The 14,561-nt window shown below is 46.0% G+C and carries 16 protein-coding genes; all 16 read right to left on the reverse strand.

All coding sequences use genetic code 11. The annotated features are described in order from the left end of the window. Nucleotides 1-16: 16 nt before the first annotated feature. On the reverse strand, nt 17-799 hold the full coding sequence (fliR, locus tag LNL84_RS10865; protein WP_244357341.1) for a flagellar biosynthetic protein FliR: 783 nt from the start codon (nt 797-799) through the stop codon (nt 17-19). Between the two features lie 9 nt (nt 800-808). Then, complete coding sequence (gene fliQ, locus LNL84_RS10870; RefSeq protein WP_244357267.1) at nt 809-1,078, reverse strand: flagellar biosynthesis protein FliQ; 270 nt, start codon at nt 1,076-1,078, stop codon at nt 809-811. Nucleotides 1,079-1,107: 29 nt separating this feature from the next. Continuing rightward, entirely contained in the window at nt 1,108-1,980 is an 873-nt protein-coding gene (gene fliP, locus LNL84_RS10875; RefSeq protein ID WP_244357268.1) for a flagellar type III secretion system pore protein FliP, read from the reverse strand. Beyond that, a complete protein-coding gene (fliO, locus tag LNL84_RS10880; RefSeq protein WP_425244303.1) occupies nt 1,967-2,350 on the reverse strand; it encodes a flagellar biosynthetic protein FliO in 384 nt (127 codons plus the stop codon). The genes fliP and fliO overlap by 14 nt, the downstream gene beginning before the upstream one ends. Before the next feature lie 67 nt (nt 2,351-2,417). Next, the gene (gene fliN / locus LNL84_RS10885; RefSeq protein ID WP_244357270.1) at nt 2,418-2,834 is read right to left on the reverse strand and encodes a flagellar motor switch protein FliN; all 417 of its coding nucleotides are present in this window, start codon (nt 2,832-2,834) and stop codon (nt 2,418-2,420) included. 21 nt (nt 2,835-2,855) lie between these two features. After that, entirely contained in the window at nt 2,856-3,902 is a 1,047-nt protein-coding gene (gene fliM, locus LNL84_RS10890; RefSeq protein WP_244357271.1) for a flagellar motor switch protein FliM, read from the reverse strand. 7 nt (nt 3,903-3,909) lie between these two features. Then, a complete protein-coding gene (fliL, locus tag LNL84_RS10895) occupies nt 3,910-4,404 on the reverse strand; it encodes a flagellar basal body-associated protein FliL (RefSeq protein ID WP_244357272.1) in 495 nt (164 codons plus the stop codon). A gap of 28 nt (nt 4,405-4,432) precedes the next feature. After that, nucleotides 4,433-5,962 carry a flagellar hook-length control protein FliK gene (locus tag LNL84_RS10900; RefSeq protein WP_244357273.1) on the reverse strand — a complete coding sequence of 510 codons (1,530 nt, stop codon included), beginning with the start codon at nt 5,960-5,962 and terminating at the stop codon, nt 4,433-4,435. A 121-nt stretch (nt 5,963-6,083) separates the two neighbouring features. Next, nucleotides 6,084-6,527 carry a flagellar export protein FliJ gene (gene fliJ, locus LNL84_RS10905; RefSeq protein ID WP_244357274.1) on the reverse strand — a complete coding sequence of 148 codons (444 nt, stop codon included), beginning with the start codon at nt 6,525-6,527 and terminating at the stop codon, nt 6,084-6,086. Between the two features lie 3 nt (nt 6,528-6,530). Beyond that, nucleotides 6,531-7,853: a flagellar protein export ATPase FliI gene (gene fliI, locus LNL84_RS10910; RefSeq protein ID WP_244357275.1), complete on the reverse strand. Its 1,323-nt coding sequence runs from the start codon at nt 7,851-7,853 to the stop codon at nt 6,531-6,533. Further along, entirely contained in the window at nt 7,853-8,653 is an 801-nt protein-coding gene (fliH, locus tag LNL84_RS10915; RefSeq protein WP_244357276.1) for a flagellar assembly protein FliH, read from the reverse strand. Before fliH ends, fliI begins: the two co-directional genes overlap by 1 nt. 38 nt (nt 8,654-8,691) lie before the next feature. Then, nucleotides 8,692-9,744: a flagellar motor switch protein FliG gene (gene fliG, locus LNL84_RS10920; RefSeq protein ID WP_244357277.1), complete on the reverse strand. Its 1,053-nt coding sequence runs from the start codon at nt 9,742-9,744 to the stop codon at nt 8,692-8,694. Next, complete coding sequence (gene fliF / locus LNL84_RS10925; protein ID WP_279611011.1) at nt 9,745-11,430, reverse strand: flagellar basal-body MS-ring/collar protein FliF; 1,686 nt, start codon at nt 11,428-11,430, stop codon at nt 9,745-9,747. It abuts the gene before it with no gap. 78 nt (nt 11,431-11,508) lie between these two features. Then, on the reverse strand, nt 11,509-11,820 hold the full coding sequence (fliE, locus tag LNL84_RS10930) for a flagellar hook-basal body complex protein FliE (protein ID WP_244357279.1): 312 nt from the start codon (nt 11,818-11,820) through the stop codon (nt 11,509-11,511). Between the two features lie 113 nt (nt 11,821-11,933). Beyond that, nucleotides 11,934-13,343 (reverse strand): sigma-54-dependent transcriptional regulator, encoded by a 1,410-nt coding sequence (locus LNL84_RS10935; RefSeq protein WP_244357280.1) that lies wholly within the window; start codon nt 13,341-13,343, stop codon nt 11,934-11,936. Then, nucleotides 13,330-14,421: a sensor histidine kinase gene (locus LNL84_RS10940; RefSeq protein WP_244357281.1), complete on the reverse strand. Its 1,092-nt coding sequence runs from the start codon at nt 14,419-14,421 to the stop codon at nt 13,330-13,332. The genes LNL84_RS10935 and LNL84_RS10940 overlap by 14 nt, the downstream gene beginning before the upstream one ends. Between the last annotated feature and the right edge of the window lie 140 nt (nt 14,422-14,561).

Raw genomic sequence — 14,561 nt, forward strand, 5'->3', positions numbered from 1 at the left:
TTTTATCTAATGGCTTTTAACAACTTATGTCGATTAGACGACAGATCTGCGACTCAACTTCGATCCAATACAACTGATAGTGGCTGTACAATCCAGCTAATATATACCAGCAAATCATCAAGCCGATGATTAACGCAAATGCGAAGCCTAGGGAAAAGATATTTAATTGAGGTGCGGCACGAGTCATGACACCAAATGAGAGATTCACGGTTAAAAGAGCAATAATTCCCGCCAGTGCCATACTCAAAGACGTCTTAAAAATCAGGCTCAACCACAAGGCCAGTTCTCGGTAATCAATTGCACTTAAGTGCCCAGTACCAATGGGTAGAGTCTTAAAACTCATCACAACCAATTGGATCAGCTTTAAGTGCCCGTCTGTGGCCAAAAAGAACATGGTGGCCAGAAACATAAATAATTGACCTAATAGCGGCGTACTCTGACCGTTCGCAGGGTCGACCATCGAAGCAAAGCCCAGGCTCGATTGCATGCCTAGTATTTGGCCCAACATGACAAACGTTTGTACCATAAAGATGGCCACCATTCCCATTGCAACGCCAATCAATATCTGCTCTGCAACGGTGAGAAACCCTTGAAAGGACAACAGTTCTATAGTTTCAGGTACCTTAGGTATCGAAGGCATCACCGCAAATGTCAGTGCCAGGCCAAGGAAAAGGCGAATTCTTGGTGAAACAAATCGCGCGCCCGTAACAGGCATCACCATCAACATGGCCGAAATACGAACATAGGGCCAAAAATAGTTAGCCATCCATTCAAGTACAGCGGTGGTTGGGTACTCCATCATGATGCGTTACCACAACACTTGAGGTAATCGCTCGATAATGCCAAAGAAAAACTCCATCATCATCTGAGTACCCCAGTGTGCAAAAGCCATCAGCGCTAAAATCGTCACAATCAATCTTGGCAAAAAACTCAGTGTTTGTTCATTGATTGATGTTGCGGCTTGAAATACGGCCACAACCAAGCCCACCATTAGACTGGGGACGATAATGGCACAAACCATGATCAACACCATCCATAAAGCGTCTCGAAACAATTCAACAAATACCTCTGGGGTCACACGTTACTCCTCGTTCGCTGTTGCAGTAGCTACAACGCAAAGCTTCCGGCTAAGGTCGATAGAATAAGATTCCAGCCATCCACCAAAACAAACAACATCAGCTTAAATGGTAAGGAGACAATCATTGGCGAGAGCATCATCATACCCATTGCCATCAAGATCGACGCTACAACTAAGTCAATGATTAAGAAAGGCAAAAACAACATGAAGCCAATTTGGAAAGCGGTTTTCAATTCTGAGGTAATAAATGCAGGGATCAACACCGCAAGCGACACATCTTCAGGGTTTTGCGCCTGTGAACCGGACATTTCAACAAACGTCTCTAAGTCTTTGACCCGTGTTTGCTTGAGCATGAAGCTCTTCATAGGTTCTTGTGCTTGTGAAAATGCTTGTTTAGCGGTGATCTGCTCATTTAAATACGGCTGTATTGCCTTATCATTCACCTCATTGATCACCGGCGACATAATGAATAAGGTTAGGAAAATTGCAATACCAATGATGACCTGGTTAGACGGTGTCTGTTGCAAACCCATCGCCTGTCTTAAAATAGACATCACCACGACAATACGAGTGAATGACGTCATTAAAATAACCATGGCTGGCAAAAAGCCAAGCATGGTCATCAGCGCCAATATTTGTAAATTTATTGAATAGTCTTCACTACCATCGGCATTGGCTTTCATGGTAAAAGCCGGGATACCTGGCCCGGTACCGAAAGAAGATGCGCTGGTACTGCCACCGGCTCCTCGATCTTCTTTCATGGCGCTTACCGTCACTCCCGCCTCTAAAGCCGCTCCATCAGGTACGGGGGTTGTAATACCTTCCTCTGCGGTCGCAAAGAATGAAAAGATCAGACCCACTAACAAGATCAGGGTTTTAAAGCCACGGTTACTTATTTGCATTTTTACTCAATAATTGCGCTAAGTGGTTTGCGAAGGCGGGCTTAGCAGCCTCAGTTTCCTGTAAAGGCTGGTCCAACTTAGAAATCAACTGAATCGATTGTGGCGTAATACCAACCAAAAACTGTTCATTCCCTGCTTCAACAATCGCAATACGCTCTTTAGTGCCTACAGGTAACTGTCTGACAATCTTAAGCCCTTGCTGCTGCACCAGGTTCGGCACTCGCATACGTTTTAGCAGCCAAGCCAGGCCCAATATAATAGCAATAACCAGTACTAGAGAGCCTGTCGTCGCAGCCAAATCTAATTGCGTCGCTCCACTCCCTACAATTGGGCTTTCAGTACTGCTGACCACGTCTTCACTTTGCGCCATGACAAAGCCTGACAAGCAAGAAGCGACAACACCGAGACCACTGCGCATAACTTGTTTCAACATAGCGTTATCTTAGCTTCTTAATTCGTTCGGTTTGGCTAATGACATCGGTTAGTCGGATACCAAATTTGTCGTTTACCACCACAACTTCACCATGGGCGATGAGCGTTCCATTGACCATTACGTCAAGGGATTCTCCGGCAATACGATCCAGTTCGACCACTGAGCCTTGGTTTAGCTGTAACAAGTTACGAATGCTAATTTGTGAACGCCCTACTTCCATAGAGATCGTGACGGGAATATCCATGATAGTGTCGAGCTTGCGTCTTTCATCAACGCTGATCGGCGCAGCGTCATCTTTCAATTCGTCAAGCGGTGCTGCAAGCACATCATCAATGTCTACGTCGGTACTTGGCGCCAATGGATCCTGACCCAATGCAGCGGCCCATTCGTCGGCTAGTTTTTGATCGTCTGTCGTTCCCATAATCTAATTAACTCTCATCGGTTATTCTTGGTCTTCTTCCACATTGTCAAGTTCGGCCATGATATCTTTTCCAAGAAAGGCTAAATCTGTTTTGACAACATCTGGACGTCTAATTTTTTCTGAAATTTGGACTGCCATTTTCTCGCCCGAGCGACCCATCTTCACCCGATAGGTTGGCAATTCTTCTACAAACATCGTCGCATTTTCTGGCATGTCTATCGGTATGATGTCGCCGACTTGCAGCTCCATCAAGTCTCTTAGAGAAACATCTTTTTCTAAGAGGTTAACGCGAAAGTTGACGGGTACATCCATGATTTCTTCACGCAACGCACTGCTCCAACGAACATCCGTTTCCATTTTGTCCGATTGTACACCTGCATCGAGTAACTCGCGTATCGGCTCTACCATGGAGTAAGGCATCACGACATGAAAGTCACCGCCACCACCGTCAACCTCAATATGGAAAGAGCTGACAACGATAACTTCTGTTGGACTAACAATATTCGCCATACTTGGGTTTACTTCGGAGTCCAAATACTCAAACTCTACACCCATAACCGGAGACCAAGCTTCCTTGTAATCTTCGAAAACAGTTTTCATCAACAGTTGAATGATGCGCCTTTCGGTGGGCGTAAACTCCCGGCCTTCGATCTTGGCGTGAAAACGTCCGTCACCGCCAAAAAAGTTTTCAACCAAAATAAAAACAAGCCTTGCTTCCATGGTAATGAGAGCGGTACCTTTAAGCGGTCTAAAGCGCACCATGTTCAGACTTGTCGGCACATACAATGTGTTTTGATACTCGCCAAACTTCATCATTTGCACGCCGTTAATCGACACTTCTGCCGTTTTACGGAGCATATTAAATAAGCTTATCCGCATATGACGGGCAAAACGTTCATTGATAAGTTCGAGGGTCGGCATTCGACCACGAACGATGCGATCTTGCGATGAAAAATCAAAATTGACCACACTGCTGGGGTCTTGATCTAACTCGTCCTCCACCTCATCCACATCATCAACGCCGTGAAGTAGAGCATCAATTTCATCTTGGCTTAATAAATCGGTCACAAATTACCTACTGAATAACGAAGTCTGTAAATAGTACTTTTTCAACGACGGGGCGGCCGACCACTTTAGATAGGCTCACCTGAATGTCGTTTGTGGCTTGTTCTCTTAATTCTACTCGACCATTTGAACTACGAAGTTGCTCTACTGACATAGAAGCAAACGTAGATAATAAAGTACTTTCCACCAAAGGAGAGTGGTGTCTGGCCAATTCTTCATTTTCTAAGCCACGTACCATTAACTGTACTTTGATTTGCACCACACGATCTCGTGACTGACCAGAAACATTAAAAATAAAAGGCTGAGCAATGTTCACATAGCTTATCGGATTGGTCATCCGCTTAGGTTCAGCGCTTGCGAAAGTTGTTCTTTCGGGGGTTGAATCGCCGCCTAATAACAAGTAAGCCATTGAGCCAATTGACAGTAGCAACACTAATGCCGCGACAACAATAATCAATAACTTCTTATTTAAGCCAGCATTACCCGTTTGTATTTCTTCAGCCATTCTGGCTCCATTCCTTTATCATGCCTGACTAGGCGTAAAGACTAATTCCATCGGACTTCTCAGTCACGTTCATTTCGATCGAAGTTGCGCCTTCCATCGATTCAGCATCGTGCTCTCCGCTCGCCAGCTGAGATGAGCCATTGTCGCTGCCTTGATGCTGTGCCATTTGTTGTTGCCCTGAACTTTGTTGTTGAACAGAGCTATCAGCGAGCTGCAACCCTTGCTGAGCCAACATTTCACGAAGCCTTGGCATGGCTTGATCAACAAGATCTCGAGTCTGCTGATTCTGAACGGTAAAATGTACGCTCGCAGCGTCGCTGTTCAGGCTCATGCGGATCTGCATTCTGCCAAGTTCGGGTGGGTCTAAACGAATATCAACGTGTTTTAGATTTTTCGACATCATCATTTGTAGCCTTTCGGCTACTTGCTCACCAGCATTCTCTTTCGTTAATACCAAAGGAGATTGCGCGTTTGCTGTGGGCTGATCTGCCCTTAACTGATTCATTGCCGTGGTACTGTTCAAGCTCGTTGTAGGAGCGAGTCCATTTTCCGTGACTTCATTTCCCAACGGACGCTTTTCTAGTCCTTTAGCACCTGTCGTAACTCCTAAGCCTGCAATCATTGCCGCTTGCTGTGATGAATCAGCTGCAGACGTCGCCGCTGGCGATGCTGTTAAGACTTGCTGCATTCCCACGGCTGAGTTGAGTTGCGCCGAAGATGAATGAGATTCATTTAACATCTGAGTGGTTTTTTCACCTTCGGAAACGGGTGCCATCATGGTCGCGACGGCCATACCTTTGGTGTCGTTACCTTGGCCTTCCTTGCTCCAGACAATTTGGTTGCTATTGGCATTGCCTTTTGAAACTTTTTCAAAATCAGGTATCAACTTTCCATTCGCTAGTTTAGAGTCAGAGCTAAGCTCTTTACTTAGCGGAGTATCTTCTGATAACACTGCTGGTGATGTCGGCTCTATTGTTTGTTGTTCAGACTCTATTTTTGAGCCTGCCAATATGGCCGTTGTTCCTTCAGCGCTTGACACTGACTTCTGCTCTACGGTCTCGTTTGATGCGAGCTGTTGCTCTTTGGAGTCACCTTGGCTAGATGCTGACTTCTGCAGCGTTTTATTTGACTCGTCTAATCGACCTAATAAAACCGCACCTTCAGCAACAACCTCATCGGCTGGTACGCTATTTTCTGCTGGCTTATGGTCAGAGTCAGAGCCTTGTGAGACTCCTTTGACGATAACATCAGTGTCATCCAACTCTTCTGAAGTCATTTTTTTGACGCCATCGGTCGCCATCATGTCGTCAGAGTCTAGAATCACTTTTTCACTGTCAGAGGAGTCATCATCGTTTATTGTCAACATGACATCTGAGGACTCACCAGAGGATACGTCTTTTGTTTCCCCAGACTCGCTCCCTTCCATAGCAGCCGAAATTCGACTCCAAAAGCCTTGAACTTCTTCGCCTTCGCTAGGAGTTGCTGGCTTATTAGAAACAGCAATGCCTTTTGCATTAACGGTTGGTGCTGAATTAGTCGTAGATACAGAGAAGCTCATCGTGAAAAGTGCCTTTCTAAAAAATTTGCCCATGTCCTTAGCAGCAAGCGGCAATAAATCGCCCCTTCCACCATTTAACCTGTTAATGATGCAATAATTACGCCATTAAACAAGAGTTTCGCTAGCGTTGAGCTTTACGGCGAGAAAACAGTAAGTTGGCAAATTCGTCCATTTGCTTTTGTTCAATTTTTTCTTCTTTTTGACGTTTTTCTTTTAAGCGCTTCTCCATCATCCATTCATACGATCGGCGCTGGGTCCTGGTGTTATGCCAGTAATCTTGGCAGTTTTCGACTTGTGTTTTGAAATGAGATTCTGCCGAACGCTGCTTGGAAAGAGTTTCATCAAGTTGCGTCAAGAAGCGGTTCAAGTGGCCATATTCACTGGCCGTTAACCCCTTCATTCCTCGCTGAACCAATTGATTACAATAGTCTAAACGGTACTGCTCGATCTGCTGAACCTGCTTATAGTAATCATCGAGTTCCACTTGAGCTTTATTAAGAGCAAGCACCGCTTGTTCTTCGTTGTCTTTAGCTTGCTCTAAAAGAAAATCGAGTGCATTGTCCATAGGTTACTCAACCTGTAGCAATTGTTTGAGCATATTAATGCACATATCATAAGGCACGGAGTCCTTCATACTTTGCTGCAAATACTGATCAAGTTTTGGTTTCAGGGTAAATGCGCTGTCGATAGCAGGGTCGGTTCCCGGCTTATAAGCACCAATCGATACCAAGTCCTGATTTTTTCGACATACAGAAAGAATTTGTCGAACCGCTTTTGACATTAATAGGTGTTGGTCATCGGTAATTTGCGGCATTACTCGGCTCACAGACTTCTCAACATCGATCGCAGGATAGTGCCCAGCGTCCGCCATTTCTCGCGATAGAACGACGTGACCGTCTAATATCGCTCGCGCTGCGTCAGCTATCGGATCTTGAAGATCATCACCCTCAGTTAATACGGTAAAAAAGGCCGTAATGGAACCTTGATTCTCACTACCATTACCCGCTCGCTCAACCAATGCGGGTAGCTTGGCAAAGACGGAAGGTGGATAACCTTTTGTCGCTGGCGGTTCGCCCACAGATAGCGCAATTTCACGTTGAGCTTGTGCAAAACGAGTCAAGGAGTCCATGAGCAATAAAACATCGAAGCCTTGATCTCTAAAATACTCAGCGATCGTCAATGCGGTTTGACAGCCCTTAAGTCTCATCAATGGCGACGAATCAGCGGGTGCGGCGACCACAACTGAACGCTGACGCCCTGATTCGCCGAGGATTTCCTCGATGAATTCTTTTACCTCTCGGCCACGTTCACCAATCAAGCCAACAACCACAACTTGCGCGGTGGTGCCGCGAGTCATCATGCCCAGCGTCACCGATTTACCGACGCCTGAACCTGCAAAGAGGCCAATACGTTGACCTTTACCTACCGTGAGTAAGCCATTAATGGCTTTGAGACCAACGTCGAGTGGCTCAGTGATTGGCTTTCGTGCTAATGGGTTAATGGTCTGCGCAACAAATGACGACTTCTGGTCAGTGTATATTTCACCCAAGCCATCAAGGGGGTTACCGACGCCATCAATCACACGCCCGAGTAACTCCATACCAACCGGAACGCCCGTTTCGCCGACTAATGGGGTGACCTTCGCTCCGGGCAACACTCCTGTGATCTGCTCACTAGGCATCAAAAATAGGTTATCTCCGGAAAACCCGACAACTTCAGCCTCCATATCGCCTGACATAGTTTCTACTGTACACAAGCTTCCAATAGGGGCTTTACAGCCTGTTGCTTCAAGGGTCAATCCAACCACTCGAACAAGTTTGCCTGACGCGATCGCGCGAGATTTAAAACCATGACTTTTGTAATTAGCCAGACGATCAGCAAGGGCAAGCATTACTCACCTCCCTGGTGCCGATTAATACCACAAAAATTTTGCAATACTGAACGCACTCGCTCTTCCATACGGTAATTAACACTCGACTCGCCGGCTTCGATTTGAACATCACCGCGATTTAAGGCTGGCTCAATAAGCAAGGTCCAATTGCGAGTTGCAATCTCTTCATCGCCATACGCTGCTTTAATAATATCAACATCTTGAGGGTTGAGCTTAATCGTGATCGCATGCCCAAGAATTGGCAAGGCTTCAACGGACTGCTTTAAGGTATCTAAAACAATCTGAGGATTGGTTTGCACTTCAACATGAATGACTTCTTTAGTCAGCGCTAAAACCATATCTATCAGCTGCTTCTCAACTTGGGCGTTCATTAACTCTAATGGTTGAGCAAACTGATTTGCCAACTGGACAAAGGTCTCTACTTGCTGCTTGATATAGTCTTCACCTGCAGCAACACCTTCTACTTTGCCGGCGGCGAGCCCCTCTTCGTGGCCGTCTTGTAAGCCTTCTTCTTTTCCTTTGTCATAGCCTTGTTTAAAGCCGGCTTCTTGGCCCTGAAACAGTCCTTCTTGATAGGCTCCTTGCTTAATCTGTTCGAATTGTTCTTCGGTCAGTTCAAGCGGCTCCTCTTCAGCTTCTGAAGGCTCGGATGGTGCCCAACCGGGATCGTAATTGAATGCAGTTTCACGCGCCTGTTGTGTGGTTTGCGAACTATAATCTGGCAACCCCCACGAGTGGGCTGCTTCGACACTGTTGTCTTCTGAAGGTCGTAAAAAACCACGTTTTCTATCGTTTGACATAGTATTCTTCGTTTAACTTAGAGTTTACGCAGCAAAAGTTATAAGAACTCATCGGCACCACCAGTTAGTGCCAGATCACCGTTGTCGGCCATACGGCGAGCAATAGTGAGGATTTCTTTTTGCGCTGACTCTACATCAGACACTCGCACAGGTGGCATAGCTTCGATGTCTTCACGCATCATATCGGCGGCGCGGTTGGACATATTGATGAATATTTTCTCTCGGAGAGTATCGTCAGTGCCTTTGAGCGCTCTTTGAAGCACATCTTGTGGAACATCTCTAAGTAGCTTTTGAATACCTTGATCATCAACTTCGATTAGGTTTTCAAAGACAAACATAAGATCTTGGATTTGTGTTGCCATGTCTTCATCATGATCACGAATATGATCCATCAATGCACTTTCAACGTTATTATCGAGATAGTTCATAATTTCAGCCGCAGCTTTAAGGCCACCAATTTTCGCAGCCTGAGCACCAGCTTGACCAGCAAATTGTTTTTCCATGATTTCGTTGAGCTCTGCCAACGCTGAAGGTTGAACTTCTTCTAGGTTAGCGATTCGCATCATCAGATCAAGGCGAACACGCTCTGGGAACTGAGATAGAATTTCTGCTGATTGATCCGCTTCCAAGTAGGATAAAACAATGGTTTGGATCTGTGGGTGCTCGTTTAAAATGATGCTGGCAACTTGTCTTGGATCCATCCATTTGAGGGAATCTAGGCCTTTAGAACCGGTACCAAGTAAGATCTGATCCACCAAATTATTCGCTTTATCTTCGCCTAATGCTGCCACTAAGGCATTACGCATAAAGTCTTCGCTACCCATACCGATATTGGTGTATTTTTGGATGTCCTCCAGAAAAGCACGATGCACCGCCCCGACTTTCTCCTGATTGAGATCGTTGGCTTTGGCCATAGCACTACCAACCTTTTGTACCTGTTTAGGCTCTAGGTGGCGAATAATGCTCGCAGCGTCCTGCTCGTTGAGACTGAGCAACAAGATTGCTGCCTTTTCTTCGCCACTGATCGAGGCAATGTCGACCGTGGTTTCAGCAACCCCATCACCTTGTTTTGCTATGATTTCATTTGCCATTTAGGTTTCAGCCATCCAATTTTTCACCACCTGAGCTGCGAGTTCAGGCTCGTTTGCAACCAAAGCTCTCACAGCTTTGAGAACATCTTCATCTTTATGTAGATTCGGCAGATCGATACCACTGCTAAATTCGAACAATTCACCGCCTTCAATATCGCCAGAAATCAAACTGGTCTCGCCATCGGCACCAAGTGGTAAACCATCAGGACCGTATAGCTGCTCTTCCTCATCATTGACGGATGGATTAAGCAGTTTTTTCATCGCAGGACGAATGAGCACAAGAACAACCACGATTATGACAACGGCACTTGCCAACCAGCGGATCCAATCGTTGAAATTTGGATGCTCCCAGATAGGGGCATCAGCTAATGTATGCTCCATTGGCTCTTCGAAAGTCACGCTAAGGACATTAAGTAAATCGCCGCGTGCTTCACTGTAACCCACGGCTCCAATAAGCACTTGTCGAATCGCAGATAATTCACTTTCTGAGCGAGGTTGATAGGTGACCTCGCCACTGTCTGGGTTAACGTTTTGACGATTTTTAATTGCCACGGCCACGGTTTGGCGATTCACCACACCAGTTTGCTTTCGTTCATGACTGATCGTGGTGTCGAGTTCAAAATTACGAGTCGCTTCTTTATGAACAGAGCCTTGCCCAAGTATAGAGCCATCTTTCATCTGCGCGACGTCGGTCGGTATTGACGCATCCGCGGGTGGCTGATTACTTAATGCCCCCGGAACCCCAGCGACTACATTACCGTTGTTGTAATCTTCTAATGTGTATTCGCTGCGCGTGGCAGGCGTATTTGGGTCAAAGCGCTTTCTTGTTTGTTCAACAGCACTGAAATCTAATTCGATATCGACTTGCGCTGTGTAATTACCCAGGCCAAGGATCGGGATCAGTACTGAATCGATTTTTTCACGAAGAGCCTGTTCTTGTTTTCTTTCTAAGTCATGTTCTTTGCGTCGCGCAGCTGACATAGGATCTTGCGAGCCAGAACTTAACAAGCGTCCGTGTTGGTCAGTAACGGTGATACGCGTTGGCTTCATGCCAGGTACAGCGCTGGCTACCATATCGACCACAGAATCTACTTCTTCTTGTTTCAACACCGACCCTGTTGCCAAGGTTAAAAACACCGATGCCGAAGCTTCTTGATTGTGCCTTACAAATACACTCTGCTTAGGCAACGCCAACAACACTTTGGCTTTGCGTACCTGTTTCATCTGTTCGATCGCTTTGGCTAATTGACGCTCACGGCTCAGCTTTAAACGCTCTTGTTCAAGACGCTGAGAAACACCAAAACCCATGTCATTCATGAGAATGTCATCGCCAGTATTGCTTTCACGATTAAGGCCTGCTCTGGCAAGATCAAGCTTCAGTCCATTATAATCACTCACGGGAACGCTCAAGGTATTACCTTGAAGGTTGTAGGCGATTTTTTTCTGATCGAGGTAGTCAAGAACAGGAATAAGTTCTTCGGTTTCATATACCCCCAACGGGCGCATCTCTGGTTCTTTTACCCAAAAGAAGAGCATTACAATAAGAGCAACACAGATTGAAATCGACAATACCAATACGATCTGCCTTAGCAAATCGAGATCGCCCATTGCCAAGTCAAATTTGGAGCTACTTTTCTCGTTAGCGTCGGGGTTCTGACTGTTACTGTCAATGTCAGAACTGGCCATGAGGGCGGTATCCTGACCACCATCAACAACGGCTAAATCGGTCGAATGAGTATCTTGAGCCACTATTTAATACCTAACTTATACCGGCATGTTCATTAGTTCTTTGTAAGCATCGACAAGCTTGTTTCTCACTTGAATCGTTGCCTCAAACGCGACACTGGATTTGTTGCGGGCAATCATCACATCAGACAGCGACACGTTTTCGTCGCCGCGGTCAAATCGCATTTGTAGATCACCAGAGGATTTTTGCAGGCCATTAACGTTATTAATGGCGTTATTGAGCATATTACCAAAGTCAGCGCCAACCGTATGGCCGCTTGCTGCGGGCCGGCTGTTAGTTGCTTCTAGCATCATTGCTTGCATTTCACTTTGTAATCCCTGAACTTTCATGCGGTCCTCATTTCGTCAATAATTTGACTATCGCTGTTCTTATGCTTCCACTATATCTAACACAGCAAAATATATGCCATTGAGCGTCGCTTTTTGTGCACTAGTACGCACTACTAAGCTGGAATGTCTATTCCTGCGTCACGCATTTTCGCGAGCTTGTAGCGCAAAGTCCGAGGGCTAATCCCCAACTTCTCTGCCATGTCTTTGCGACGCCCCTGACATTCTTTGAGCGTATCAAGAATAATGGTGAACTCTTGGTCTCTCAGTTCATTCCCTAAGCCATCGCCAAGGGAAACAGCACGTTCTACTGGTGCGCTAAACCCGGCAACAGGCGCAATAATCGGTTGAGCGATTTCACCGCTAACCACTTGCTGCAAACTACTCGCGTCTTGCCAATCCAGTCCTTCAATCAGGATGTGTTCGGCATCGATGTCTTTTTCATCACTCAGGATTAGCGCTCTTTGAATAACGTTGTCGAGTTCACGTACATTGCCTGGCCAAGTGTATTGAAGCAGTTTTTGCTTCGCTGTTTCACTAAGTCCTATCACTGGAAGACCCAGCTTTTTACAGTGCCTTTCGATTAAGTGCAACGCCAGTGGAGTAATGTCCCCAAGTCGATCACGCAGGGCAGGCCAAGTAATTGGGAAAACATTCAGGCGATAGTACAAATCCTCGCGAAAGTTGCCTTCTTGCACATATTGCTTTAAATCTCGGTTACTGGTCGCCAATACTCTCACATCCAAAGCAACGCTCTTTCGGCTGCCCAGTCTTTCAACTTCACGTTCTTGCAACACACGTAGAAGTTTTGCCTGCAAATTCAGATCCATTTCGCTAATTTCATCGAGCAATATTGTGCCGCCTTGAGCCTGCTCAAATTTTCCTGGACACGCTTGTACAGCGCCAGTAAATGCCCCTTTTTCATAACCAAACAGTGTTGCTTCAAGCATATTGTCGGGAATGGCCGCACAGTTAATTGCCACAAAAGGCCCATTAGCGCGTGTTGATGTTTTATGGATGTGGCGAGACATCACTTCCTTGCCTGATCCACTTGGCCCAAGAACCATAACGTTTGCATCGGTTTTAGCGACTTTTTCAGCCAGAGCTAACAGCTTGAGACTCTTCTCGTCAGCGACAACAGCGTTACCATCGTCCTCAGATTTATGTGGCGCGTAGCGTCCAACCATATTGAGTAACACTTCAGGGGCGAAAGGTTTTGCCATGTAATCGATAGCGCCCTCTTTCATCGCTTCAACGGCATCTTCGATATTGGCGTACGCGGTCATTAGCAGTACAGGCAATTTAGGCCAATTTTGTTTGATATTACGTAACAACGCTAAGCCGCCCATTCCAGCCATTTGAACATCCGACACGACAATATCAATTTGCTGCGCTTTGAGTTTAATCAATGCATCTTCGGCACAATCAGCTTCTACCCAGTCATATCCAGCAAGGGCAAGGGTGTCGACGAGCGCTTCGCGTAACCCTTCGTCATCTTCTACAATCAGTACTTTACTCTGAGCCATCATTTACTCCATTCGTTTCTTGCTCGCCGGATGTTTTATCGTTTGCAAGTGGCAAACACATCGTAAAACAAGCTCCGTCTCCCTCTTCTGACAGCAACTCAAGGCGTCCATCGTGTGCACGACAAACCATTTGAACCACTGCTAACCCAAGTCCTGTACCTTGAGAACGAGTCGTGAAAAAGGGTTCCATTATTTTTGCTTGCAGCTCAGGAGGGACCCCTGGGCCGCTATCTTGGACCGAGATTTTTAATTCACCTCGTACCGGGCGAAAGAACACATCTATCTGTGCTTGTTTACCCGCAATTTGAATCGCATTGAGAACCAGGTTACTCAGTGCAGAAGCAAGGGCATTGACATTACCAAGTAGAGCGACATCTTCTTGTTCTACTTCGATAAAATAATCAATTTGATTGCTTTTAATTGGCGCTTCTACCATAGGTTGGAATTCGGCAACCAGGTCTTTTAATTGAAAAGGTTTAACGACTTTGTTGTCGCCGCCTTTTGCAAACAACAGCATGTCATTGACCTGTTTTTCTAGATCTTGCAGTCGATCCATTAACTTGGTTTGAAAGCGCGATTTTGTCGCTTCTGGTAAGTTTGGCGCAGCAAGATTCGAGGCGTACAACATAGCGCTCGATAAAGGCGTTCTAACTTGATGCGCTAGCGAAGCTACCATCCGGCCAAGCGAAGATAAACGTTGCAAGTCGCTAACCCGAGACTGCAATAGTCGGGTTTCAGTCAAATCGGTGACAAGAATCAGTTGCCCGGTAGAGGATGCTGATATCGCCAAGCGAACTTTTCGGCCGTTACGCAGTGAGATTTCATGGCCATCATCTTCTTTGGGATCAAAAGCCAGTTGAATAAGTTCAAACCATCGATGACCAACAAGGGGCAATTCGAGAATTCGCTCGGCTTCTGGATTTGCTTCGCGAACCACACCCTGACCATCCAGCAATATAACGCCTGCAGGCATAACATCGATCACTTGCTGGTAACGCTCAACCTGCGCTTCCAAAGAGTCTAGGTGCGAGGTGACTCCGTCTGAGGTCGATGGTAATTCAGATACGCCATTATCCATTGAGAGCTTGCTTCCTTTTCTCTGCACTAAGTACTAAACATTCATACTTGTTTGTCACGTCCTTGGTCATTTTGATGACGTTTAAAACGGCAAAAACAATAATAGCCCAACAATGCAATTAGCATGCCGAGCTATTTCTT

The sequence above is a fragment of the Vibrio gelatinilyticus genome, assembly GCF_022836845.1.
Classification (GTDB): Bacteria; Pseudomonadota; Gammaproteobacteria; order Enterobacterales; family Vibrionaceae; genus Vibrio; species Vibrio gelatinilyticus.

Coding starts and splice junctions, on each gene's coding strand:
- fliR (WP_244357341.1), bottom strand. CDS start 799: ATGGAGTACCCAACCACCGCTGTACTTGAATGGATGGCTAACTATTTT.
- fliP (WP_244357268.1), bottom strand. CDS start 1,980: ATGCAAATAAGTAACCGTGGCTTTAAAACCCTGATCTTGTTAGTGGGT.
- fliO (WP_425244303.1), bottom strand. CDS start 2,350: ATGGCGCAAAGTGAAGACGTGGTCAGCAGTACTGAAAGCCCAATTGTA.
- fliN (WP_244357270.1), bottom strand. CDS start 2,834: ATGGGAACGACAGACGATCAAAAACTAGCCGACGAATGGGCCGCTGCA.
- fliL (WP_244357272.1), bottom strand. CDS start 4,404: ATGGCTGAAGAAATACAAACGGGTAATGCTGGCTTAAATAAGAAGTTA.
- LNL84_RS10900 (WP_244357273.1), bottom strand. CDS start 5,962: ATGAGCTTCTCTGTATCTACGACTAATTCAGCACCAACCGTTAATGCA.
- fliJ (WP_244357274.1), bottom strand. CDS start 6,527: ATGGACAATGCACTCGATTTTCTTTTAGAGCAAGCTAAAGACAACGAA.
- fliI (WP_244357275.1), bottom strand. CDS start 7,853: ATGCTTGCCCTTGCTGATCGTCTGGCTAATTACAAAAGTCATGGTTTT.
- fliH (WP_244357276.1), bottom strand. CDS start 8,653: ATGTCAAACGATAGAAAACGTGGTTTTTTACGACCTTCAGAAGACAAC.
- fliG (WP_244357277.1), bottom strand. CDS start 9,744: ATGGCAAATGAAATCATAGCAAAACAAGGTGATGGGGTTGCTGAAACC.
- fliF (WP_279611011.1), bottom strand. CDS start 11,430: ATGGCCAGTTCTGACATTGACAGTAACAGTCAGAACCCCGACGCTAAC.
- fliE (WP_244357279.1), bottom strand. CDS start 11,820: ATGAAAGTTCAGGGATTACAAAGTGAAATGCAAGCAATGATGCTAGAA.
- LNL84_RS10935 (WP_244357280.1), bottom strand. CDS start 13,343: ATGGCTCAGAGTAAAGTACTGATTGTAGAAGATGACGAAGGGTTACGC.
- LNL84_RS10940 (WP_244357281.1), bottom strand. CDS start 14,421: ATGGATAATGGCGTATCTGAATTACCATCGACCTCAGACGGAGTCACC.